Here is a 23,169-nt window from a genome sequence, read left to right on the forward strand (position 1 = left end):
GTACGAACTTGGCGGATCAGGCTGCAGGAGCCTCAGTCACGCCGCACCATTCAGCAATGAAGAGGGCAATGGTCTTCGTCACACGCCGCACGGAATCAATGCTGACCCGCTCATCAAAGCCGTGGATGGCTTCTGAGACAGGGCCATACACCAGGGCCGGCACCCCTGCGTACTGAATGAAGACGCGCCCATCCAAGTAACCCGGAGTAGTGAACGATTTGAGCTCCTCGCCGAACACTTCCTTGTGGCTGGTCCTCAGTGCTTGCTCCGCCTCACTGCCTTCTTCGAGGACATACCCTTCGGCGTAGAAGCCGGTCTTGGTGGCTTCTGCATGGATGGGGTTGCCGGACTCATCTGTTCGGATTCCCGTGAGGAGCCCGGTGATCGTATCCCAAGCATCGTCGGGACTGACTCCCGGGTAGAGGGCGATCCGCAGGTCGAGGTCGCACCATGCGGGGACGGTGGATCCCCAGTCTCCCCCGTTGATCTTGCCGACATTCAGGTTGATGGGGTGATCAAGGTCTTCGAAGTAGCGGTGGCCGCCCTTCTCGTCGTTCCACTGCTGCTCGAGCCCGCGGAGTTTGGAAAGGACAAAGTACGCGGCGTCGATGGCGTTGAAGCCGGAGGACATCTCCCTCGGATGCGTCGGGCGCCCCGCGACGCGGACACGGAACCAAATAACTCCAACGTTAGCCCGGACCAGCATGTCTTCTTCCGGTTCGGGAATGACAACAGCATCGGCTTTGTAGCCGCGCATCAGTGCCGACAAGGACCCGTTTCCAGTGCACTCTTCCTCTGCTACGGACTGGATGTGGATCCGCCCGGCAGGGAGCAACCCGGCGTTGCGGACGGCGTCGAATGCGAAGATGTTGGCCACTAGTCCGGCTTTCATATCGCCGCTGCCCCGGCCGTACAGCCAGCCGTCACGGACGGCTGCGTCCCACGGGGACCTTTCCCATTTGTCTTCCGGTCCTTCGGGTACGACATCGACGTGTCCGTTGAGGATGAGTGATTTTCCGGTTTCTACCACGGGGTTGTAGGTTCCGACGACGTTGGAGACATTTTCGTACGAAACCTCCACCGCGCCCGCCCCGGGGTGCGTAGCCAGTTCTTCGGGGTCTAGATCCCATCGGTCCATGTCCAGGCCGCGGGCGGACATGGCATGGTACAGAAGATCCTGTGAGGAACTCTCTGCTGTCCGCACTGAAGGACGGCGCACGAGCTCCTGGGTAAAGGAGATCTGGTCGTCGAACGCAGCATCGACAGCGGCCAGAATGCGTTCGCGGTGTTCTTGGGTCAAAGTCATGTGATTCGGTGCTTTCAGTCGCGGTTGGAAAGGGTGGATGAGTCAGAGAGTCGGAGCCTTGGCCAGCAGGCTCTCTAACGGTTCGCCGGCCCGGATCCGACGCAGTAGTGTAGGTTCGGCCGCGTCCGACGCTTCGACGAGCCCCAGGACTGACTCTGCTGCCACCGGGTTCAGGCCCGCGATCCCGTCGTCGCTGGCCATGATGAGGTCGTTCGGGGCGATGTCGACTCCTCCGCATTCCACGGTGGAGTCGAACTCGGAGCTGCTACCTTTGGTGCGCTTGGTGGTCAGGCATGAAGTGCCCCTGGCGTAGACGCTCAAGCCGGCGGAACGTAGGTCGGCGATATCAGTGACGACACCGTCCACGACCACACCAACCGCACCCCGCGCCACAAGTGCTGCTGCGGTAATTGCCCCCAGTGGAGCATGTCGGTGGTCCCCGGACATCGAAACAACCAAGAATTCTCCGGCCCGCAGGCCGAGAATGGCGCGGTTCATTGCCAGCGCGTCATGCCCGTCTATACGCACAGTTCGCGCTGGCCCGACGACAGTTCCGCTGCCAGCCAGTCTTCGGATTCCCGGGTCAAGGAAGCCATCTTCGAGAAAATGACCGAAGGTGGAGACGCTGACCTTAGTCAAGCGTTCTTGTAGGTTGGTTGATAGCTCCATCATGAGCCTGCCCCGGGGAGGACCGCCATGCAGTCGATCTCGAGATCCACACCCCAGAGATTGACGCCCACTGTTGTGCGGGCTGGACGGCTGTCTGCGAAAAACTCCGCGTAGACTTGGTTGTAGGTGTCCAGTTGTTCAGGCCGGGTAAGGTAACCGTTGCACTTGACTACGTGGTCCATGTCCGTCCCTGCGGCCTCAAGCACGCTGCGCAGGTTCTCCAAGGTCCTACGGACCTTCGACTCGAAGTCTTCTGGCTGGTCGCCGATCCCGCCCACGCCCGTGGGTATCTGACCGGAAACAAAGACGAATCCGTTTGCTACCACGGATTGGGAAAAGGGTCCCACCGCTTCGGCCATGCCAGGGATGTCGGCGTGGCGCTGCATCAGGACGCCTCCGCAGCGGACACCCTGGCGTCGGCCGGCGAGCCTGTTACGACGTCGATGTTGCCCTTGCGCGTTTCTGTCAGGACCAGCAAGGCCACCAGTGAGATAGAAGCTGTGATGAGTGCGAACCACGCCACCGACGAACTCTGGTGGGTGACTCCCAGCAACCAGGTGGTAATGAACGGAGTTGTGGCCGAACCCAGTAAACCGGAGAGCATGTAGGCCACGGACAAGCCGGAGTACCTGACCTTGGAGCCAAAAAGTTCAGCAAGGAAGGTCGCCAGCGGTCCGTAGTGGGCTGCAAAGGCACACATCATGGCGATGTAGGCGATGAACAGAAGAGCCACCGATTTCGTGTCCATCAGCCAGAACATGGGAAATGCGAGCAGAGCTTCGGCTGCAACGCCGGCGATGATGATGGGCTTGCGGCCGAACGAGTCGCTGAGTCGGCCGAACATCGGGATAAGCACAAAGCAAAGAGCGCAGGAGACCATGACAGCGAGAAGCATAGTGGTGTCGCTGTGTCCAAGGTCCTTCTTCCCGTAGGCAACAGCCGAGGCAGTGATGAGCGTAAACGTTGATCCTGTCGACATTGTTGCCAAGGCTCCGAGCAGAACCTGCTTCCAGTGTTCCCTCATGAGCGTGGTGAAAGGCAACTTGGCCTTGGCGCCAGCGTCCTTTACTGCCTGGAACGACGGCGTTTCCTCAATGTTCAGGCGGATGTAGATGCCCACGACTACGAGGATGGCCGAGGCCAGGAACGGAATCCTCCAGCCCCAACTGATCAAGGCATCCTGACTTACGGAGGCGACGACGGCCAAAAATGCCAGGTTCGCCATCAAGGTTCCGGCTGGCACGCCGATCTGCACCAGTGAACCGAAGAACCCACGGCGGTTGGACGGGGCATGCTCAACCGTCATCAGCACGGCGCCACCCCACTCCCCGCCCAGCGCCAGGCCTTGGATGACGCGTAGGATCAGCAGAAACAAGGGAGCCCACACCCCGATCGTGTTGTAGTCAGGAACCAGACCGATAGCGAAAGTTGCGGCACCCATAGTGATGAGGGAGACAAGCAGCATCGACTTCCGCCCGACGCGGTCCCCGAAGTGGCCGAAGATGATGGCTCCCAATGTCCGCGCCAGATACGCGGCAGCGAAGGTTCCAAACGCCAGGAGGGTGCCGACCACAGGGTCAAACGATGGGAAGAAGATCTTGTTGAAGACAAGCGCTGACGCGGTTCCGAACAGGAAAAGGTCGTACCATTCGACAGTGGTACCGATGACGCTGGCGAAGGCGATCTTCTTCATTTTCGCTTGATCTACCCGGACCGACGCCGCTGTGGGAGGGGGAGTTGAAATTGACATGGGGTCTCCAGAGGAAGGGGGGGACAGTTACTACGCCATCACTTTCCCGTGAGGCGGCTCACCTGTCTAAGACCAATTTTAACTGCCTTCCATGCCTAACCGGCATGAACAGGAATCAAATTGCATAATGATGGCATGAACCTGAGGCGTATTGAGTGTTTTCTCGCTGTTGTCGATGCTGGTACAGTCACCGCGGCCGCGGCGCAACTGCATGTCGCCCAACCGGCGCTAAGTCGCCAACTCAAGACCTTTGAGCGTGAGTTACGACTGAGACTTTTCGAGGCCCAAGGGGCGCGGATTGTCCTGACATCAGCGGGCCGCGCTTTGATACCTTCAGCGCGGAGGCTCTTGGCAGAAGCACGCGAATTCCGAGAGGCGTCCGATGTGCTTCAAACCGGGCGGGTCGAACGGCTGGTTGCTGCCACAACAAGTGCTTCGCTCCGCGGTTTCCTTGCCCCATTCATCGCAACAACCACCCCCGCGGACCCCAAGATCATTGTCAGGGAGTTCAGCCACTTCGATACTTCCGAAGCAGTCCGGCGTGGTTGTGACTTCGCCATTTCACCGGCTGCTCCCGAGGGCGACCTGAACTACCTTCTGCTCGGACGCGTACCTCTGAAAGCCTTCGTGGCCCCGGAACATTCTTGGGCGCGGGCGGGAGTCCATGAGCTTCCCATCTCCGCATTCGACGGAGTTCCGGCATTGATAGCCTCACGCCACAGCGCCAGCCGCTTCATCCTGGACGACGCCCTCAGCAGGAGCGGCGTCGCGTTATCGCCCCTGACCGAGTGTGATGACGGGCAGACAATCATGGCCCTCGCGGCGGCCGGACACGGTGTGGGCTTCAGCACCGACAGGCCACTGTTCGGCATTCACGCCATCAATGTTCTGGATGAAACGGTCAATCCCCCCCGGCCGCTGTCTCTTCCCCTGCATGTCGTGTGGCAGCAAGGTCATTTTGCCGAGGCGAGCATCCAGCAGCTCGCCCACCGGATCCAACGGTTCCTTGTCGAACACGAGATAACGCTAGACAGCGGGTTCCATGCCGATACGGCATAGTTACCCATCATATTTTATATTGGACGGCATAACTACATCTTCTGATACTGAAGTCAAGGTAAACAGTTCGTCAGGAGAAAAGTTTTGAGCCCTAACCACCGCCACACAGGCCAGGCCATCGTCGACTCCCTCGCCCTTCACGGGGTGAACCGGGTGTTCGCAGTACCTGGCGAGTCCTATCTCGCCGTGCTCGATGGGTTGCACACATCGGAGATCGAAACCGTCGTCTGTCGCCAGGAAGGCGGGGCGGCCTACATGGCGGAAGCCCACGGGAAATACACCGGCGAGCCTGGTGTCGCAATGGTCACTCGCGGACCTGGAGCTGCCAACGCTTATGTTGCACTCCACACCGCCTGGCAGGACGGCTCGCCAATGGTTTTGTTCGTGGGCTTGGTCCCTGTAGCTGACCGCATGCGGGAATCTTTCCAGGAGTTCGACCCCAATGCTTGGTTCGGCACTCAGACCAAGCGGGTTCTGGTCCTCGATGAACCGGCGCGTGCTTCAGAGATCGTGGCCGAAGCGTTTTTTGCAGCAAAATCGGGACGTCCGGGACCGGTGGTCGTCGGGCTGCCGGAAGACGTCATCAGGGCGAATTTCACAGGTCAGATGGTGAATCCCATTCCCGTTGCGGAGGGTGCTGTGTCCGCACGCGAACTCGCAGTTCTAACGGACGCGCTGGCGGGTGCAAAGAAGCCGCTTATTTTTGTCGGCGGTCAACGCTGGACCCCTGAAGCGGCAGAAGCCATCTCAGAGTTCGCCGAAAGGAATGGCCTCCCGGTGGCCCAGGACTGGCATGCTTCTGACCGTGTTCCCTTCTGGTCCCCGGTCAACATCGGGACCCTCGGATACGGCCGTGGCGAAACTGCTGCCGAGATGTTCAATGAAGCCGACGTCCTGCTCGCCATCGGCGCGCTCCCCACGGATGTTCCCACCGACGGCTTCACCCTCCGTCAACGTCCGAACGCCATTAACCATCTGGTGAGCATAGACACCTCGCTGCGCGGACGATCAGGAGCTGTTTCAAGTCACATTGCCGCGTCCCCGTCGGCTTTCGCCGAGGCCGTTCAAGGACTGGCGCTAACCAAGTCGACGGAGTGGGAATCCTGGCGTGCCCGTGGCCATCAAGCCCACATAGAGTCAACCGCCATCGATCTCTCCACCCTGCCGGACTCAGTGGAGCACACCGCGCACATGAGTGCCGTGATTGACGAGCTTATTCACAGGATTCCGGCGGACGCCGTTTACACTCTTGGCGCCGGCAACCATATCCTCTGGGCCCAGCGCTTCTTCCCGACCAATACTTACCCGTCCCAAGTGGCCACCCGTAACGGTTCCATGGGCTACTCCATCCCCGCGGCAGTTGCGGCCGGCCTGGAAACCCCTGACAGGCTGATTGTGGCGGTCTGCGGGGACGGCGAGTTTCTAATGAATGGCCAAGAACTGGCGACAGCGGCTCAACAGGGCGTCCCTGTACTCACCCTCATCATGGACAACAGCCAGTACGGCACTATCCGTGACCACCAGGAGAATCACTTTCCTGGCCGCGTGTCCGGTACCCAACTGCAGAATCCAGACTTTGCGGCCTACGCGCGGGCTTTCGGCGGACACGGCGAAACTATTACGTCCAATGATCAGGCGGCAGGCGCGGTAGAAAGGGCTTTGAAGGCTGTCCAGGAGCAGCGAATGCCGGCCGTTCTCCACGTTATTGTCGACCCCAGCATCAGCGTCCCCTAATTAAACGCCGTCACCGCGAATTTCTGCCTTGGAGAAGAAGACCCATGAACCTTTACACCGTTACCAACCCTGCCACAGGCAACATCGAAGGCTACTACCCCACCGCCACCAAAGCACGCATTGAGGAAGCCCTCTCAGCAGCGGAAGGGTCATTCGAGGTGCTTCGGGGGATGTCACCTGGTGCCCGCTCCGAGCTATTAACCCGCGTTGCGGATCTCCATGAAGCCCGGCGCAAGGATTTAGCTGAAATCGTCACTCGGGAGATGGGCAAGCCAATCTCCCAAGCGCTTGCCGAAGTGGATATCGTCGTGTCCATCTACCGTTACTACGCCGACAACGGTCCCGACTTTCTGCAGGATGAACCCATCGCGATGTCCGACGGCGGAAAGGCCACGGTCCGAAAAGAAGGGATTGGTCCATTACTGGGAATCATGCCCTGGAATTTCCCCTACTACCAAGCTGCCAGATTCGTCGCGCCAAACCTGATGCTCGGCAATCCCATTCTCCTCAAACCCGCGCCGCAATGCCCGGAATCAGCTTTGGCAATGCAGGCAATTTTCGACGACGCCGGTGCACCCTCGGGTAGCTATGCCACACTTCTGGCCACTAACCCGCAGATTGAGAAAGTCATTGCCGACAGCAGAGTTCATGGCGTGTCCCTGACCGGTTCGGAGCGGGCAGGAGCGGCCGTTGCCGAGGCTGCTGGTCGCAATCTAAAAAAGGTGGTCCTGGAACTTGGAGGTTCGGATCCCTTCATTGTCCTCGAGGACGTGGACCTGGAAACGGTCGTTCAGCGCGCCGTGGCCGGAAGAATGGTCAACGGCGGTCAAGCCTGCAACGCCGCGAAGAGGTTCGTGGTGATGGAGTCGGTCTACGAGGGCTTCGTCCGCGCTTTCTGCCAAGCCCTCGCCGCGATCGCTCCCGGGGATCCCACGGCACCTGGGACGTATCTTGGGCCTCTTTCCTCCCATGCCGCTGCCGACCAACTGCAAGCACAACTTGACGCCGCCGTTGCCGAGGGCGCGACCCTTCTGCTTTCAGGCGGAAAAGTAGCGGCCGATTCAGCCTATTTCAGGCCCGCCGTTATAGGGAGGGTAACCCGGGACATGGACGCTTACGGGCAGGAGTTCTTCGGACCAGTCGCAATGGTCTTCAAAGCCGCCACAGAATCCGAGGCGGTAGCGATTGCCAATGACACAGCATTCGGGCTTGGCGCTTCGGTTCATTCGGGAAACACTGACAGGGCAGCTCGGATCGGAGAACTACTGGCCGCCGGCATGGTGCGTATCAATGAGTGTGGTGGTACTGCGGCGGAGCTGCCATTTGGCGGAGTGAAACGATCCGGTATTGGACGGGAACTCGGTCGTTACGGGATGGACGAGTTCGTGAATAAGAAACTCCTGACATTGAAGGACTAGCTCCACCTGCAGTCCCTGGAAAGCTCCATCTTTCTCATCTCGTCGCAATCGGAGCCTAGGAGAAATCAAGCCGTTCGTAGCAGGCATGCCTGACGACGCGGGGTTCTGGTTAGCCGCAGACGGGGTCAACACGCGGATGTATGTGGACTCCAGCGAGGCCGTCGACGTTTACCTCTGAGCCGGGTCTACTGGGGCCGTTCGCTCCACGGGTGTCGATGAAGATCCAGTTCTCTGCCAGATTGCAGTCTTCCACACGGTAGAAGTCGCCCACTCGCGCATCGGCCGGATTGGGGCTGACAGTGAAGTCCAGGCGACCGCCGGAGTCGGTTTTGCCAAGAACGCACATCCGAAGAACCTGATTCCTTCCGCGGGCGACAGGGCTGTCCGTTGAACCGTTGGCACGGCGCGACCGCGCTACGCCCGGGGCACAAATTGCAGAGATGATTGACATTGGTGCTGCAACTGTGAGTAGGTATACGCATGCACAAGTCGTGAGAGACTGATCTTGTGGCAGAGCCTGAAGACCCCAAAGATCTTTCGGTTTGATCGGAGCGTTGGCGCCGGCCTGACTCAGGGTGTCGGGATTCCGTGCGCCATTCAACCAAGAAAGATAGTTTTCGATGAAGAACTTCCAGGCTGAGAAGGCCGTGGTGCGCGCTCATCATGAAGCGCTTTTCAAAGCAGGGCCCGACTCTGTTGCCGATGCTCTTAGTGAACGCACGGCGCCCGACTGGCATTGGCGGGGGATGCACCCCTTCCATGAACAGTCCGGAGCGGAAGCGGTCGCAGCTGCGTTCTGGGGTCCTTTCCTCACCGCCATGACCCGGGTGCAACACCGCCCGGACATCTTCATGGCCGGTGAGAACCATATCGACGGAAACCAGTCCGTTTGGGTTACCTCCATGGGGCATTTCATGGGCCTGTTTGATCGTCCCTTCCTGGGCATCAGGCCGACGGGAAAGATCGTGATGCTGCGCTACGCGGAGTTCAATAGGGTCGAAGATGGCCGGATCACCGAGACCGCACTGTTCGTGGACATACCGCACCTGATGATGCAGGCCGGGCAGAACCCTTTCCCACCCCAAACGGGCGCTCACCTTGTCCAACCGGGCCCGGCGACCCATGAGGGACTCATGTACGGCGCCCAGGATCCGGCAACCGGCCAGGAGAGCCTCCGAGCCATCAACACCATGCTCACAGTGAGGTTTGACGACGACACCGACACTCCTTATCCCGAGAAGCTCGCCCGTACCTGGCATGACGACATGATCTGGTGGGGCCCGGCCGGGATCGGCGCGAGTTACACGATTCCTGGGTACATGCGCCAACATGCGACGCCCTTTGGCGAAGCACTAACCGAGGGCTATCAGTTCAACGGGCATCTTTGCCGGCTCGCTGAAGGCAACTTCGGCGGCTTCTTCGGTTGGCCCAATCTCACCTTGACCAATTCCGGGGGATTCATGGGCATGACAGCTAGTCCCCACCCGGCTGACATGCGGGTCGTGGACATCTACCGCGTCGAAGACGGCAAGCTGGCCGAGAACTGGATCTTCATCGACATCCTGCATTACCTGAACATGCAAGGACTCGACATCCTCGGCCGCATGGAATCGCTCTGCCACACAAACGACACATAAACGGGACTCCCTGGCAGGCCAGCGGCCACCCCCGTGTGTGGAAGCCCGCGCCGCGTTGGTTACCAGTGACTTGTCCGTCCGTTGCTGGACCGCATTTCCCCGCCTGAGATCCAAGCGGGAATGGCCCTTTAGGTCCGGCGCAATTCCCTGAGCACGGCTTGGGGTTCCCAAGCGTTGAGCCGAGCCACTAATCTCGGGCTATTGGTGAAGTCCGATTAGCAATGTCACTGGGCTTGATGGTTGACGGTCTGGGCTGGTTTGTCTTGGCAAGCGCATCGCCCAGCGTCAGGAGGCCTTAAGTGAATTGATGCGAGGCTTCGCGCTCCCTCAAGTTGGAACTCGATCCGCGGACTGAAGCGTAGGCCTCCCCGCTCGGCTCGTTTCTCTTTCTGGCCCGCCTTGCGAACAGTGCTTGACTGCGTTGCTGATGTAGCCGCAGGTCGGTAGGGGGCGCACAGCTTGGTGAACCGGGCGTCCTAGTGCGCTTTCCCTCAGATATCAGGCCATGAGGACGCGCTCGGAGCGGCAGTCAGTTCCTGGGCGGGGCGGCATCCCTGCCCCGCCGCGGGCTTATTAGGGCGGCGGTTCCACTGTCGAGCCCGCCTCCCGAAGTCGAGCTGGTATCGGGAAAGCGCGGCGCTTCCGGCGCCAGACACAAACCCCTTACCTTGACAAACAGATGATACATACGTATAAATGGCACGGGCATTTCAGTTCGGAGCGGATGGACCTTTCCGGCGTCGTCGCGTACGAACTCTGAACTCACATCGTGCTGGCGCGCGGGCCCTCCCACGGCTCTCTAGACCGGGTCTTCCAACGCCACACCCTAAACCTCAGGATCTGAAGGAAACTCTATGACATCCACCCATCCTGGCCTTCGACCATACGGTTTTGAGGGCCCCGTCGACTACATCGAACGCATCACCTACCTTATCTGGAATAGGCCGAACCGAGATCTGGAGCTTATCCGCAGGCACTACTCCCCCAGCACGGCAATTCACCTTGACGCAGGTGACCTGGTTGGCGATGAGATCGTCATCGCCAACACCACCGCACGACTCCAGAGCTACCCGGATTTCCATGGTGTCATCGACGACACCATCTGGACCGGTTCCGAGGAGGAAGGTTATCGGACCTCGATGCGCTGGACTTGGACCGGGACCGACACGGGTGGAACCGTCTACGGCCCAGCTACAGGTCGACCGGTGACCTCCACGGCCATTGCCAATTGCGTCGTCAAAGGGGAGACTATCGTGGAGGAGTGGCTGGGCGTCAATCCACTGGCGTTGGCACGTCAGCTAGGCTACCCGCCTGCGGATGCCGTGCGCGCCACCGACTATCCCGCAACACCCCGGGTAGCGCGGCCGTCCTTCGAGTTCACCCGGACGGCCGAAGGAGATCTGGTTCAGCGAGCATTCGCCGCCGCTTTGGAAGGTCGGGCTGAGATGGGGCTCTTCGCCTCTGAATGCGCTACCGCATTCGCACCGGACATCCAGATTGACGGGGTAGCTGCGCTGTTGGACTGGGCCGACGGTCTCCGCGCTGCTCTAGGACCCTTGGCTATAGAAGTCGACGACCAATACTCCATGCCCGCGTCCGAGGCGATGCCGGTCCGTGTCGCTACCCAATGGCGGATCACGGGGACCGGACCCCGAGGCCCGGTCGAGTTCAGCCTCCTCAGCCACCACCATCTAGGTGAAGGCCGCATCACGGCACAGTGGCTGGCCTACGACGAACTTGCTTTGGCCCACCATGGCATCGCTTCGCCCCATCATCCCAAGGCATGAACCCATCCTTTCTCTGATGAAAGATGCCGTAAATCCTTCGGCGTGGCCGGCTCAGTAAGGCCTCGCACCGGGCAGCCCCCATCGTGTTCATCATCGCAACGCCCGGATTCGGCCCACAGGTCGTTCTGGAACGATCTTAGGAGCTGCCCAGGCAAGGCCCCCGCTGCTGTGCCACTTCGGGGTGTCGGACTACTGCCTGATCATGTCGATACCCTCGACCGACGCGCGCCTTTGCCCAGAGCTATTGTGCCGGGATCTCTTGGCGCGGAAGCCTGATAAGGGTGTGCGGAAGGATCCATGAGTTCGAAATGCATGTCTGCATCGTCAACGGTACCCGGGTCGCATGCGGCGACGAGGTAGCGGGTCACAATTCCATCCTCCCAGACTGCGAGCTACACCGCGGAAGTTTCCCTCGCGAGTACCCTCTGTGCATACGAGTGCATTAGTTGCCAGGGCAAGGGCAAAATTATAGGGTGCGCTTTCGTGAAATTTCTTCAAGGCGTAGGAAATATGATTGACATCACGGTCGCTTTCGTGATGAAGTATACGCATGCACAACATGAAACAAGGAGGTTTCTGATGGTACATAAAAGCACGATCAAACTCGTGACCGCAGTCGGACTTTCGGCACTGCTCGCGCTCACTGGCTGCAGTGCCGGCAGCCGGTCCGGGTCGCAGTCAGTTGAAGCCGTAGCCTGCGACGTATCCGGGCAAGATGAAAAAATCACTGTCAACGTTCTTGCCTACAATTCTTCCGCCACGGACCCCTTCTCCAACATGATGGTGGCCAGTTGCACGAAGGACAACGTGACCGTGGCCCATGCCCCGATTGACTTCGGCGGCCAATATCAAAAGACCTCGACGACGTTGGCCGGGGATACCGCGTCGTACGACGTCATCGAGATGTACTCCGGTGCAGTCCCACGGTATGCGTCGACCGGTAAGCTCCTGCCCTTGAACGACTTGTTCGAGAAGTACAAGGACACCTACAAGCTGGGCGAGCTCAGCGAAGCGATGGTGAAGGGGCTTTCCTACGACGGAAAGCTGTACGCGCTTCCCACTCAGGCGAACGTCGGCACTCTGGTGTACCGCAAGGACATCTACGATGAACTCGGTTTGGATGCCCCTGAAACCTACGCTGACGTCCTCTCCGATGCGCAGAAGATTCAAGCCGCCGGTAAGATTAAGTACCCTGTGGCTCTACCGTTTGGCGACAGCACATCAACCCTCTACGAGGGAACATTGGCGTCTCAAGGAAAAACCTATGTAGATCCGAGCGCTAAAGAGCCGACGTTCCAGTCCTCCGAGGCCAAAAAGGGCTTGGAGTCACTCACGGCCCTGACCCCGTACATGGACCCTCAGGTTATCTCGTTTGACCAGCCACGAGTACAGCAGCAACTCTTCAACGGCACTGCGGCAATCGCCATCATGTACTCCGGCCGAATGGCTGACGTCGTCAACCCCAAATTCAGCCAGAACGCAGACGACTTCGCCTTCGCACCCGCCCCTTCCATTGCACCGGGCGGAAAAAGCAGCGCGATTCTCTCCGTAGATGGGTGGTCCATCCCCCACAACAGCACCGTTGACCCGGATCTTCTTTTCCGGATGATGGCAGCGTCCATTACGGAAGAAGCATCCAACCAGGCCCTGCCGTTCGCCTACCCAGCGCGCGACAAGGTTGTTACTGAAGAGAAGGTCCCTTACGCCGCCGCAGTCCAGGATGCCTTGGCTAACGGCGCGGGCACCCCGCCGCTTGAGACATGGCTGGGAACCATGCAAAGTGACACTGCCTCACTGCTGAAGCAGGCGCTCACCGGTCAGCAATCGGTGCAAGATGCTCTAGCGGCAGCACAGGAAGCCGCCGTCCGGGCCCTTGCAAAGAGTGGCTCAAAGTAGTTTTACGTAGGAGGCGCTATGAAGCGGCGAGAATTTCTGGTTGGGGTAGGTCCCAGCCTTGGCATCATGATCCTATTGCTGGGCGTGCCACTGATCTATTCGGTGGTGTGGAGCTACCAAAGTGTGGAATTTGGTAGGCCTGGCGAGTGGGTTGGATTCGACAACTACGCGAGGGTGCTTCAGGACCCCGTTTTCCATGCGGCGGTCCTGTTCACCGTGGGCTACGCCCTCACCAGCACCGCAGTGCTGCTGGTCCTTGGGTATGCCATGGCCCTGCTGCTACACCGGGCACGGCGGGGAAAGTCCTTGTTCCTCGGGATCCTCCTGGTGCCGTATGTCATTCCCGCCATCATAGCGGCCACCGCATTTTCCTGGCTGTTCGACAACAGTTTTGGCGGTCTGGTCAACTTCATTCTGGAGAAGACCACCGGGCAGGAAGTCGCCTGGTTTACGGAGACATGGGCCAACCGCGGGCTGGTACTGCTTGCCGGCATCTGGCTCGGGGTACCCTTCTTCATGCTTGTTCTGTTGGGGGCGCTCAAGGGCGTCCCCAACGAACAAATTGAGGCTGCCACCGCCGACGGCGCAAACTGGTGGCAACGCCAGTGGCACGTCATCATCCCTACGCTCGGACCAATGTTCCGATTCTTGGCCCTCATCGCCATTATGAACTCGTTGGGTATCTTCGACATTCTCATCCCGCTCGCGCCGAGCGCCGAGGCTGTCCAGTCCCAGTCTGTGAGCCTCTACGTCTATGAAAAGGCGTTTGCACGGGACCAGCAGGACCTCGGTCTAGGAAGTGCCGTCAACGTGCTCATGATGCTGGTTTTGTTCATTCTGGTCTCGCCGTTCGTCCGAAATATCTACCGAGAAGTAAAGGGAGGCCAGAACTGATGTTGGATACATTGGCGGTACCAGCCAAACAAGCACCACCTCCGAAACGACGCCGGTCAACGTTCTCCGGACGCGCCAAGCGAGCGACGGTGCTGGTCACCCTTACGCTGGCAGCAGTGGCATTCGTAATGATGTCGCCCTTCATCTGGACGCTCATGGCTGCGACCAAGCCAACCAATGTCGCGTTTACGAATCCCCCGCAGTTCATTTACGAACCTACTGTGGATGCCTTCATCAATCTGTGGGAGACCACCGACTTTTACCAATACACGCTGAACACGGTCATCGTCGGTCTGCTGTCCGTCGTGGGTACACTTCTGCTCGCCGCCCCGGCAGCCTACTCATTATCGCGGTACGGGGGCAAGATCAGCACAGTCATCCTTGCGTTCGCATTGCTGATTCAGGCAGTGCCGGGCTTCGCCATTATGTTGCCCTTCTATGAGATCGCTACCTCGTTAGGCCTTTATGATACGAAGATCGGTCTCACGCTTGCGTTCGTGGCTGTGAATTTGCCGTTCACCATCTGGCTTCTGCGGAACTTCTTCGCATCGATCTCCCCGGATCTTGACGAGGCCGCCATGGTGGATGGTTGCTCCAGGTGGGGTGCGTTCCGAAGGGTCATCCTGCCGGTGATGCAACCGGGGTTGGTTACCGCCTCCATGTTGACCTTCCTGCTTGCGTTCCAGTCCTATCTGCTGCCGGTAGTGCTCACAGATGTCAATTCGCAGACGGTGCCGGTATTCCTGTCTACCCAGCTGGGACAGTCCTTGCCGTTGCTGCAGCAAGCTTCGGCGGGTGTGGTGCTGCTGACACTGCCAGTAATGGCCTTGGCCCTGGTGGCACAAAAGTACCTTGTGGCAGGTTTGACTGCTGGATCGGTCAAGGGATGAGTGGCGCGCTTGTGCGTTGGATTCAACGGCCGTGCGTTGGCTCGACGAGGTGAGCATGACCGTTCACGCTGAAAATAAGGCGCTGATCGAGGCGTTCCTCGGAGAACTCGCCGAAGCTGATGGGGCAACGGGACAAGTTCTCCGCCGGTACTGTGCAAAGGACTCCGTCTGGGAGGTCTTCCATCCGTTCAACACCCTCCATGGCGTTGAGGAAGTCGAGAGAGAACTCTGGGCCTCATTAAAGAGGGCGTTTCCTGACCACGAACACCGGCTGGGCGTGTTGATCGGAGGGGAATATGAGGGCCGGTCCTGGGTGAGCACCCTCGGCTACGTGATGGGCTCATTTGAGCAACCCTGGCTTGGAATTCCGCCCACACAGGGACTGGCTTACCTTCGGACGGGAATGAACTTCCTGGTCGAGGACGGCTTCATCGTCAAGGCATACATCATGTTTGACATCGTCGACCTCATGCGTCAGGCAGGTTACTACCCCTTTCGCTCGATGCCAGGAACAGCCGAACAGTGGCCGTTCCCCCCAGTCTCGGCAGCGGGCAAGGTCAACGAGCACGACGCCGACCTCGGTGCAGAAACTCTACGCATCGTCCGGGAGATGCATCTCGGCTTGGGCTCCGGGGCCAGCTTGCAAGACCATGCCGCCACAGTTGAACACAGCCCGCACTGGCACAAGAACATGAACTGGTACGGGATTGCCGGTATCGGGTCCAGCCGCGGTCAACGCGGCTTTGACGACTACCACGGGGCCCTGTTCATCCAGGCCTTCCCGGACCGCGAAGGCATTGTTCGGGACCATTCGGGGCCGCTGGAGGGCCCAGGACACTACATCCGGATAGGTGATGGTCGTTTCGCCATCACCGGCGGATGGCCCTCCTTGTACGCCACCCACACCGGGCCCGGCTGGCTGGGCATGCCCCCGACCGGACACCGTATCGAAATGAGGGTCGCTGACTGGTACCGCACGGATGAACACAGTCTGATCATTGACAACTGGGTGATGATCGACGTGCTTCACATCCTGAAGCAGATCGGGTACGACGTCCTTGAGGACACCAAGTACTTGGTGGACCCGATGCTGCCACGATGGCCGCGCCCGCCGGCTCCCCACACAGCCGCGGTGGGCAACACTCGAGTATAAGCACCATAGGAAAGGCAATAACCATGATCCACCCTGAGCGCAAGATGAACGGTTACCCCTACACGGATGTGATCGATTTCGTCGAAAGAACAACGTACGAGATCTGGAACGACAAGCAGCCCGACCTGGTTCCGAAGTGGTACCTGCCGGAGACAGTCATTTGGACGGACGTGGGAGACATCATCGGTGATGAGGCAGTGACGAGGGACACCTGGGCCCGTCGAAAGGGCTTCTCCGATTACTACGGCATCATCGACGACACCATCTGGACCGGGGACGACGAGTCCGGCTACCGCACCTCCATGCGGTGGATCGCACGGGGAACCCACGACGGCGACAGCCCGGTCGGGCCGCCCACCGGGCGTCGGGTCGTCAACAGCTCCATCTCGCACTGTGTCATTCGGGGAGACCAGTATGTGGAGGAGTGGGCAGGGGGAAACAGCAAAGCTTTCATCGACCAGCTTGGCTTGCCGCTGAATGAAGCCATTAAGAACGCTGGGTCCTCCCGGGCCCCCCGTGGTGAAAAGGCGAGGGAACTGACCGCGTCGTTCGGCGTGTCAGTGCCGGCCATCCCAGATGTCATCGATGGCCCCGGCAAGGTGGTGGCCGATCTTCTCGATGGACTGTACAACAAGCGCGATCTGTCCCTGACCGATAGCACCTACGCTCCGGGGGCGCCCTACTCCTTTGGCACCACCCGGCTCGGGTTCGGTCCTGCGGGGGCACGTGACGAAGTATCCCGGTGGCTCGAACTCCTTCCGGATCTCGCGCTGGAGATCGAGGAGCTGTATTGGAACCTCGACGGCGAGGACTCTGGACGAGTTGCCGTTCGTTACCAGATCAGCGGCACAGCGCAGAACGACGCCGGGCAGTCCAGACCCGTATCGCTGATGGGGTTCCATCACATCCATGTCAGGGGCCAACGTGTGGTCGCGGAGTGGGTCGAATACAACGAACTCGCCCTCCTGGCGCAGATCGGCTGACCATGGTCGAGGAACTTGACGCTACTGCCTTCCAGCCCCACGATAGCCCCGAAGACTACATTCTCGGTTCAACGGACCGGATATGGCTGGACCGCGGGGTCGGCCTGATCGAGTCAACCTACTACGCTCCCGACGTGCTGATACATGGCGCCCTCGGCACCGAGAAAGGAGTCCGCGGGGTCGTTGAGGGCACCGTGATGTCAATTGCCTCCTATCCCGATGAACTCGCCGGCGGCGAAGATGTGGTGTGGGAACGTCGGGGAACAGACGCCTTTATCTCTTCACACCGGGTGTACATCAGAGCAACGAACGAAGGCTGGACTCAGTATGGTCCCCCCACGAACCGCCCAACTGCCAAGCGTGCCTTGGCGCACTGTCTGGTACGTCAGGGCCGCATCGTGGAGGAATGGGTGGTCAGGGACGAGTACAGCCTCGTGCGGGACCTCGGTTTGAACCCGGAGGAAACCGCGCGGAACCTCGCCGGGTCAATGAGTCCGTCGGCTCTTGAGCTTGGAGAGCTACCCAGCAACGTCGGACGCGAGACCCTGTCGGGGGTCCGCGTCGGGTCCTCCGAAGTGACAGACCTAATGGTCGATTTGACGGACATCGTGTGGAACCAACGCAGGTTTGACGAGCTGGGAAAATTCGTTCACGAGGATGTGGTGCTGCACACCACACGAGGCCGTTGGCGAAACGGGACGCGGGACTATTCCACAGACCTGATCTCACTCCTGGCCGCGTTTCCTGATGCCCAGCTCTCGCTCCTTGACCTGTGCGTTCACGACGATCCTGTCAAAGGACGCCGGGCCGCCACGATGTGGGTCCTCGACGGGACCTACAGCGGATCGCCCATGTATGGGCCCACCACCAACCAGCCCATGCGCATCCTTGGCTCGAGCCAATACCGGCTGGGTTCGGATGGGCGCATCGTGGAGGAATTCCGGGTTTTCGACGAGATGGCGATCATGATCGAAATTGAACGGCACAGGTTGGGAACCTCGACCATCGAGAATGGTTCTCCTGCCGATCATGAATAACAAGTCCAGCAGCACTTCACCTACACATGCGGAGAAGATGATGCAGTTGCCCGTACGGCCGAAAACATCTGCCGAATGCCGAGATTGTCCCTCTGACCTCCCAACCGTGTGGCTTCCCGGCATGCTGTGCACAATGGACCTATGGCGGGAGGCACAACGCCAGCTGCCGGGCAAGCACTTGAACCTCAGGGTCCAGGCACGCGGCCTTCTGCAATCGGCCCGCGCGGTCCTTGCATCTGCCCCCCCGCGGTTCAACCTGGTGGGCCACTCCCTGGGCGGAATCATCTCGATGGCCGCTGCCACCATCCAACCGGACCGAGTGGCGTCCTTGGTTCTCATCTCGACCAACGGCCGTGCTCCAACCGGGCAGCAGATGACGGGCTGGGATGAGCTTGAACATGACGTAGCTGCCGGCCGATTCCCGTCCATGACGCAGGTGCGATTGTGGAACGCTCTGGTCCATCCATCGCGCACCGGAGAGTCAGCTCTGTTGAGCAGGGTTGTAGCCATGGCCGATGCCACCGGACCCGATGCGTTTCTCGACCAACTGGCTACTCAGCGGACGAGATGGGATCTCAGGCCAGCGCTAGGTCAGTACGGCGGACCTGCCCTCGTCATTCACCCTGAAGACGACGCGCTCTGCACGGCCGATATGCATTCCGAAATAGCCACGGCGCTTCCCCGAGGCAAACTAATGACTCTGCCCGGTGCCGGACATTTGGCGCCCCTGGAAGATCCCGGCAGATTTACCCAATTGCTTCGTGACTTTGAGCCACTGCATTTGCCGGCTCCCTGCAGGCGCCAAACAGTAGACAGTCCTTGACGGCCGAGAACGTCCGTAAAAGTCAGCCTGGGCTGACCCCAGCTTCGCACAAGCCGCCAGCGCCTCAACGGGGTTGGCAATACCTTGATTCATCAACTCATTGAAAGGAAGGCGCGCATGACGCGTTTTGTGGATGTCCGCAACATGGTGCAGTGGGTAGCCGACACCGGTGCCGAGAACATCATCGCCGGTCTGATTGGCTACCTCGAGGACGACTTTAGACGCTGGGGACAATTCGACAAGACTGCCAGAGTGGCGAGCCACACACCATTCGGCGTGTTGGAGCTAATGCCCACCAGCGACGGCGAAACATACGGATTCAAATATGTCAACGGCCACCCCTCCAACCCCGGCCGCGGTTATCAGACCGTAACGGCATTCGGGGTACTTGCCGACGTCCACAACGGGTATCCCACGTTCCTGGCTGAGATGACAGTGCTGACTGCGCTGCGAACGGCTGCGACCTCTGCGATGGTCGGCAAGAGACTGGCCCGCCGCGACGCCCGACACATGGCCATGATCGGAACAGGGAGCCAGGCGGAATTCCAAGCCCTCGCCTTTCGCACCGCCCTGGGCATCTCCTCCCTCAGTATTTGGGACACTGACGCGGCAGCGATGGAGAAGTTCGTCCGGAACATTACGCCACTCGGCTTTGAGGTGACCGTCGCCGCTTCGGCATCCGACGCAGTCCGGGGGGCCGACGTCATCACCACCTGCACGGCAGACAAAACCAAGGCAACTATTTTGACGCAGGAACTTATTGAGCCCGGAGTTCACATCAATGCCATCGGCGGAGACTGCCCCGGCAAAACGGAACTGCAGGCCAGCATCCTGGACATCGGAGACATCTTCGTCGAATTCGCTCCCCAAACCAGGATCGAGGGAGAGATCCAACAAAAACCGTCCGATTTCGCGGTTACCGAATTCTGGGAGGTGCTCTGCGAAACATCTCCCGGACGAACCACCGATCAGCAGATCACCATCTTTGATTCGGTTGGTTTCGCAATCGAGGACTTCTCGGCCCTACGCTACGTGCGGGACGCCGTCACGGGCACCGCCTACTGCGAAGAAATCGATCTTGTGGCAGAGCCTGAAGACCCCAAAGATCTGTTCGGTTTGATCGGAGCGTTCGCGCCGGCCTGACTCAGGGTGTCGGGATTCCGTGCGCCATTCAACCAAGAAAGATAGTTTTCGATGAAGAACTTCCAGGCTGAGAAGGCCGTGGTGCGCGCCCACCATGAGGCCCTTTTCAAAGCCAATCCCAGCACCGTGGCCCATGCCCTCGGTGGACGCACGACGCCGAGCTGGCACTGGCGGGGCATGCACCCCTTCCATGAACAGTCCGGAGCGGAAGCGGTCGCAGCTGCGTTCTGGGGTCCTTTCCTCACCGCCATGACCCGGGTGCAACACCGCCCGGACATCTTCATGGCCGGGGAAAACGAAATCGACGGAAACCAGTCCGTTTGGGTTACCTCCATGGGGCATTTCATGGGCCTGTTTGATCGTCCCTTCCTGGGCATCAGGCCGACGGGAAAGATCGTGATGCTGCGCTACGCGGAGTTCAATAAGGTCGAAGATGGCCGGATCACCGAGACCGCACTGTTCGTGGACATACCGCACCTGATGATGCAGGCCGGGCAGAACCCTTTCCCACCCCAAACGGGCGCTCACCTTGTCCAACTGGGCCCGGCGACCCATGAGGGACTCATGTACGGCGCCCAGGATCCGGCAACCGGCCAGGAGAGCCTCCGAGCCATCAACGCCATGCTCACCGGGATGGGTGATGACAGCGACACCCCTTATCCAGAGAAGCTCGCCCGTACCTGGCATGATGACATGATCTGGTGGGGCCCGGCCGGGATCGGCGCGACCTGCACCATTCCGAGGTACGTGCGACAACACGGAGCACCTTTCCGGGGCGCGCTACTGGAGGGCTATCAGTTCAACGGGCATCTTTGCCGGCTCGCTGAAGGCAACTTCGGCGGCTTCTTCGGTTGGCCCAATCTCACCTTGACCAATTCCGGGGGATTCATGGGCATGACAGCTAGTCCCCACCCGGCTGACATGCGGGTCGTGGACATCTACCGCGTCGAAGACGGCAAGCTGGCCGAGAACTGGATCTTCATCGACATCCTGCATTACCTGAACATGCAAGGACTCGACATCCTCGGCCGCATGGAATCGCTCTGCCACACAAACGACACATAAACCCGACGCGTGGCCGCGATGCGCTGGCCTCAACCAAGACGGCCTGCATCTGGGTCTGCACTTGGGTGCCGCCCGCCCCGTCAACCTGTTTTCCGTGGAAATTCTCACCGGCAGAGCGAACGATGGCGCCGTAACGAACGCTAGTCGCGGTCGGAGCAGGCAACCGAACACCGTCGCGTTAGCGCGACAAAGCAAGAATGTGAACCGTGAACTTTGCTCTCTACAAAGAACTGCTGGCTGTCAAACCGGTTCGGCGCCTTTTGATCGTAGGCATGGTCTCCCGCATCCCGCATTCAGCAGCCTACCTGCTGCTGACACTACATATTGTCCTGAGTCTCGACGAGGGCTACGCCGCCGCCGGCGCGGCCGCCGCAGTGATGACAATAGGAATCGCGCTCGGAGCACCCTGGCGCGGGAGACGCGTGGACACGGTGGGCCTGCGAAAGGCCCTGATGCCATCCGTTACGGCCGAGATTGTGATCTGGGCCATAGTGCCGCACGTCGAATACCAGTGGATCCTCCCCCTGGTCTTTGTCGCTGGTCTCCTCACCCTTCCCATCTTCACCGTAATGCGTCAGTCGATGGGCGCGTTGTTGGAGGCGGACCAGCGAAGGACGGGTTTCGCCCTGGACTCGATCGGCAGCGAACTCGTTTTCATGATTGGACCAGCCGTGGGCGCCGTCGTAGCCGCTGCAGGGTTCTCGGCCGCGGGCCTGACGGCCGTCGGCATCTCGGCCTCACTCGCCGGTCTTCTGCTCATGTGGTTCAACCCACCAACTCGTAGCACTCACGCCGCCGAAGAAGGTCTGCGTGCGGCCGAGCCCGCATTCGCGACGTCGGCTACAGGGCACTACCCCGAAGCCGCTGAACACGGGTCCCACTCAGCTACGTACGGGCCCCGTGGCACAAGCGAATCGTCAGGATTCCGCAGCCGGATTAGGCGGAACTTCACTTGGCTTTCGCCCCAGGTTGGCGCGATCTTTGCCGTAGCTGCCGGTGCCGGCATAATAATGAGCGGCACCGACGTGGGCATCGTCGCCCTCGTGGAGCGAGGCGGCCAGCAAACAGACATCGGAATTGTGTTCGCTTTCTGGTGCGGAGCCTCGCTGATCGGAGGACTGGCCTACGGTGCCATGCACCAGTCAATTTCGCCCGTCCTGTTGTTGCTCGCCATGGCCGCACTGACCATTCCGATGGCCTGCGCAAGGGATGCGTGGTCGCTGGCGTTCCTGTCCGTCCCGTCGGGCCTCCTTTGCGCACCGGTAATGACAGCAGCGTCCGAAAAAGTGGCGGAACTCGTGGACGAAAACCGACGAGGCGAGGCAATGGGGTGGTATGGCTCGGCGCTTACCGCCGGCGTTGCCGTAGGAGCACCGTTAACAGGTCTTTTCATCGACAGCATGGACCCCTGGAGCGGGTTCGTCGCAGCTGGCGCAATCGGCGTCACGGTTTCCCTCCTCGGCCTTGCCCTGGATCGAGGACGAACAACCGCCCCCTCCAAGACCCTGCCCTCATGAGCCAAACCAAGTACTGGAACGCGCGGTGGCGTCGGTACTCGATTTCCGCCCCCGACTCTTGAGGTGGACATCATCGAGGACCACGCAGTGGTTCTCGAATCCCTTTCCGTGTGGCTGGAGGAAAATACCGAAGGCATCAAGGTTGTGGGCCGGTACCCGTCCTGGGCAGAGCTCGTCCCGAACCTTGGCGCACTCTCCGATGTCGTGATTCTGGACGTCCTGCTCGGAGACAGCATCCCCTTGCCCGCGAAAATCAGTGCCCTTATCTCGGCTGGGCCACAAGTGGTGGTGTGCAGCGCCGTGACAGACCCGGCCGTGATTCGCCAAGCCTACGCGGGCACTGGCCTATATTCCCAAGACCGTCGGCGCCAAGGACCTTGAAGACGAGCTAGGGGCAGCAGCCCGGGG

General features: G+C 60.0%; 21 protein-coding genes. 16 read left to right on the forward strand and 5 right to left on the reverse strand.

Features of this window, described 5'->3' with window-relative positions; all coding sequences use genetic code 11:
• Nucleotides 1-16 precede the first annotated feature (16 nt).
• Genes ABQM86_RS21385 through ABQM86_RS21400 form a run of 4 tightly spaced genes read right to left on the reverse strand, consistent with a single transcriptional unit; the run spans nt 17 to nt 3,725 of the window.
• The gene (locus ABQM86_RS21385; protein WP_369745532.1) at nt 17-1,306 is read right to left on the reverse strand and encodes an ArgE/DapE family deacylase; all 1,290 of its coding nucleotides are present in this window, start codon (nt 1,304-1,306) and stop codon (nt 17-19) included.
• A 42-nt stretch (nt 1,307-1,348) separates the two neighbouring features.
• Nucleotides 1,349-1,978, reverse strand: coding sequence for an RraA family protein (locus ABQM86_RS21390; RefSeq protein ID WP_369745533.1), 630 nt, complete (start codon nt 1,976-1,978; stop codon nt 1,349-1,351).
• The gene (locus ABQM86_RS21395; protein ID WP_369745534.1) at nt 1,975-2,361 is read right to left on the reverse strand and encodes a RidA family protein; all 387 of its coding nucleotides are present in this window, start codon (nt 2,359-2,361) and stop codon (nt 1,975-1,977) included. The genes ABQM86_RS21390 and ABQM86_RS21395 overlap by 4 nt, the downstream gene beginning before the upstream one ends.
• Nucleotides 2,361-3,725: an MFS transporter gene (locus tag ABQM86_RS21400; RefSeq protein ID WP_369745535.1), complete on the reverse strand. Its 1,365-nt coding sequence runs from the start codon at nt 3,723-3,725 to the stop codon at nt 2,361-2,363. Before ABQM86_RS21400 ends, ABQM86_RS21395 begins: the two co-directional genes overlap by 1 nt.
• 135 nt (nt 3,726-3,860) lie before the next feature.
• On the opposite strand from ABQM86_RS21400, the gene ABQM86_RS21405 reads away from it, so the two are divergent.
• The 3 genes from ABQM86_RS21405 to ABQM86_RS21415 all read left to right on the forward strand — a co-directional run bounded on the left by ABQM86_RS21405 (nt 3,861) and on the right by ABQM86_RS21415 (nt 7,936).
• The gene (locus tag ABQM86_RS21405; protein WP_369745536.1) at nt 3,861-4,784 is read left to right on the forward strand and encodes a LysR family transcriptional regulator; all 924 of its coding nucleotides are present in this window, start codon (nt 3,861-3,863) and stop codon (nt 4,782-4,784) included.
• An 84-nt stretch (nt 4,785-4,868) separates the two neighbouring features.
• Nucleotides 4,869-6,518 carry a thiamine pyrophosphate-dependent enzyme gene (locus tag ABQM86_RS21410; protein ID WP_369745537.1) on the forward strand — a complete coding sequence of 550 codons (1,650 nt, stop codon included), beginning with the start codon at nt 4,869-4,871 and terminating at the stop codon, nt 6,516-6,518.
• Nucleotides 6,519-6,562: 44 nt separating this feature from the next.
• Entirely contained in the window at nt 6,563-7,936 is a 1,374-nt protein-coding gene (locus ABQM86_RS21415) for an NAD-dependent succinate-semialdehyde dehydrogenase (RefSeq protein ID WP_369745538.1), read from the forward strand.
• A gap of 109 nt (nt 7,937-8,045) precedes the next feature.
• Here the strand turns inward: ABQM86_RS21415 and ABQM86_RS21420 are convergent, their stop codons facing one another.
• Nucleotides 8,046-8,387, reverse strand: a complete 342-nt coding sequence (locus tag ABQM86_RS21420) for a hypothetical protein (RefSeq protein ID WP_369745539.1) — start codon at nt 8,385-8,387, stop codon at nt 8,046-8,048.
• A gap of 169 nt (nt 8,388-8,556) precedes the next feature.
• On the opposite strand from ABQM86_RS21420, the gene ABQM86_RS21425 reads away from it, so the two are divergent.
• The 13 genes from ABQM86_RS21425 to ABQM86_RS21485 all read left to right on the forward strand — a co-directional run bounded on the left by ABQM86_RS21425 (nt 8,557) and on the right by ABQM86_RS21485 (nt 23,142).
• Nucleotides 8,557-9,573 carry an ester cyclase gene (locus ABQM86_RS21425; RefSeq protein ID WP_369745540.1) on the forward strand — a complete coding sequence of 339 codons (1,017 nt, stop codon included), beginning with the start codon at nt 8,557-8,559 and terminating at the stop codon, nt 9,571-9,573.
• Between the two features lie 854 nt (nt 9,574-10,427).
• On the forward strand, nt 10,428-11,360 hold the full coding sequence (locus ABQM86_RS21430) for an ester cyclase (protein ID WP_369745541.1): 933 nt from the start codon (nt 10,428-10,430) through the stop codon (nt 11,358-11,360).
• 579 nt (nt 11,361-11,939) lie between these two features.
• Complete coding sequence (locus tag ABQM86_RS21435; RefSeq protein WP_280624970.1) at nt 11,940-13,256, forward strand: ABC transporter substrate-binding protein; 1,317 nt, start codon at nt 11,940-11,942, stop codon at nt 13,254-13,256.
• An 18-nt stretch (nt 13,257-13,274) separates the two neighbouring features.
• On the forward strand, nt 13,275-14,150 hold the full coding sequence (locus ABQM86_RS21440; RefSeq protein WP_280624972.1) for a sugar ABC transporter permease: 876 nt from the start codon (nt 13,275-13,277) through the stop codon (nt 14,148-14,150).
• An 89-nt stretch (nt 14,151-14,239) separates the two neighbouring features.
• Complete coding sequence (locus ABQM86_RS21445) at nt 14,240-15,040, forward strand: carbohydrate ABC transporter permease (protein ID WP_280624974.1); 801 nt, start codon at nt 14,240-14,242, stop codon at nt 15,038-15,040.
• 55 nt (nt 15,041-15,095) lie between these two features.
• Nucleotides 15,096-16,193: a hypothetical protein gene (locus tag ABQM86_RS21450; RefSeq protein WP_280624976.1), complete on the forward strand. Its 1,098-nt coding sequence runs from the start codon at nt 15,096-15,098 to the stop codon at nt 16,191-16,193.
• A 23-nt stretch (nt 16,194-16,216) separates the two neighbouring features.
• Nucleotides 16,217-17,176 carry an ester cyclase gene (locus ABQM86_RS21455; protein ID WP_280624977.1) on the forward strand — a complete coding sequence of 320 codons (960 nt, stop codon included), beginning with the start codon at nt 16,217-16,219 and terminating at the stop codon, nt 17,174-17,176.
• A gap of 2 nt (nt 17,177-17,178) precedes the next feature.
• The gene (locus tag ABQM86_RS21460; RefSeq protein ID WP_280624978.1) at nt 17,179-18,213 is read left to right on the forward strand and encodes an ester cyclase; all 1,035 of its coding nucleotides are present in this window, start codon (nt 17,179-17,181) and stop codon (nt 18,211-18,213) included.
• Nucleotides 18,214-18,346: 133 nt separating this feature from the next.
• Entirely contained in the window at nt 18,347-19,036 is a 690-nt protein-coding gene (locus ABQM86_RS21465; protein ID WP_369745542.1) for an alpha/beta fold hydrolase, read from the forward strand.
• 117 nt (nt 19,037-19,153) lie between these two features.
• Complete coding sequence (locus ABQM86_RS21470) at nt 19,154-20,179, forward strand: ornithine cyclodeaminase (RefSeq protein ID WP_280624979.1); 1,026 nt, start codon at nt 19,154-19,156, stop codon at nt 20,177-20,179.
• Nucleotides 20,180-20,230: 51 nt separating this feature from the next.
• Nucleotides 20,231-21,244: an ester cyclase gene (locus ABQM86_RS21475; RefSeq protein ID WP_369745543.1), complete on the forward strand. Its 1,014-nt coding sequence runs from the start codon at nt 20,231-20,233 to the stop codon at nt 21,242-21,244.
• 206 nt (nt 21,245-21,450) lie between these two features.
• On the forward strand, nt 21,451-22,761 hold the full coding sequence (locus ABQM86_RS21480; RefSeq protein ID WP_369745544.1) for an MFS transporter: 1,311 nt from the start codon (nt 21,451-21,453) through the stop codon (nt 22,759-22,761).
• A 63-nt stretch (nt 22,762-22,824) separates the two neighbouring features.
• Nucleotides 22,825-23,142, forward strand: a complete 318-nt coding sequence (locus tag ABQM86_RS21485; protein WP_280624982.1) for a hypothetical protein — start codon at nt 22,825-22,827, stop codon at nt 23,140-23,142.
• Nucleotides 23,143-23,169 lie beyond the last annotated feature (27 nt).

This window comes from Paenarthrobacter sp. AMU7, from assembly GCF_041200195.1.
GTDB lineage: Bacteria > Actinomycetota > Actinomycetes > Actinomycetales > Micrococcaceae > Arthrobacter.

Coding starts and splice junctions, on each gene's coding strand:
- ABQM86_RS21385 (WP_369745532.1), bottom strand. CDS start 1,306: ATGACTTTGACCCAAGAACACCGCGAACGCATTCTGGCCGCTGTCGAT.
- ABQM86_RS21390 (WP_369745533.1), bottom strand. CDS start 1,978: ATGATGGAGCTATCAACCAACCTACAAGAACGCTTGACTAAGGTCAGC.
- ABQM86_RS21395 (WP_369745534.1), bottom strand. CDS start 2,361: ATGCAGCGCCACGCCGACATCCCTGGCATGGCCGAAGCGGTGGGACCC.
- ABQM86_RS21400 (WP_369745535.1), bottom strand. CDS start 3,725: ATGTCAATTTCAACTCCCCCTCCCACAGCGGCGTCGGTCCGGGTAGAT.
- ABQM86_RS21405 (WP_369745536.1), top strand. CDS start 3,861: ATGAACCTGAGGCGTATTGAGTGTTTTCTCGCTGTTGTCGATGCTGGT.
- ABQM86_RS21415 (WP_369745538.1), top strand. CDS start 6,563: ATGAACCTTTACACCGTTACCAACCCTGCCACAGGCAACATCGAAGGC.
- ABQM86_RS21420 (WP_369745539.1), bottom strand. CDS start 8,387: ATGTCAATCATCTCTGCAATTTGTGCCCCGGGCGTAGCGCGGTCGCGC.
- ABQM86_RS21425 (WP_369745540.1), top strand. CDS start 8,557: ATGAAGAACTTCCAGGCTGAGAAGGCCGTGGTGCGCGCTCATCATGAA.
- ABQM86_RS21430 (WP_369745541.1), top strand. CDS start 10,428: ATGACATCCACCCATCCTGGCCTTCGACCATACGGTTTTGAGGGCCCC.
- ABQM86_RS21435 (WP_280624970.1), top strand. CDS start 11,940: ATGGTACATAAAAGCACGATCAAACTCGTGACCGCAGTCGGACTTTCG.
- ABQM86_RS21440 (WP_280624972.1), top strand. CDS start 13,275: ATGAAGCGGCGAGAATTTCTGGTTGGGGTAGGTCCCAGCCTTGGCATC.
- ABQM86_RS21450 (WP_280624976.1), top strand. CDS start 15,096: ATGACCGTTCACGCTGAAAATAAGGCGCTGATCGAGGCGTTCCTCGGA.
- ABQM86_RS21455 (WP_280624977.1), top strand. CDS start 16,217: ATGATCCACCCTGAGCGCAAGATGAACGGTTACCCCTACACGGATGTG.
- ABQM86_RS21460 (WP_280624978.1), top strand. CDS start 17,179: ATGGTCGAGGAACTTGACGCTACTGCCTTCCAGCCCCACGATAGCCCC.
- ABQM86_RS21465 (WP_369745542.1), top strand. CDS start 18,347: ATGGACCTATGGCGGGAGGCACAACGCCAGCTGCCGGGCAAGCACTTG.
- ABQM86_RS21470 (WP_280624979.1), top strand. CDS start 19,154: ATGACGCGTTTTGTGGATGTCCGCAACATGGTGCAGTGGGTAGCCGAC.
- ABQM86_RS21475 (WP_369745543.1), top strand. CDS start 20,231: ATGAAGAACTTCCAGGCTGAGAAGGCCGTGGTGCGCGCCCACCATGAG.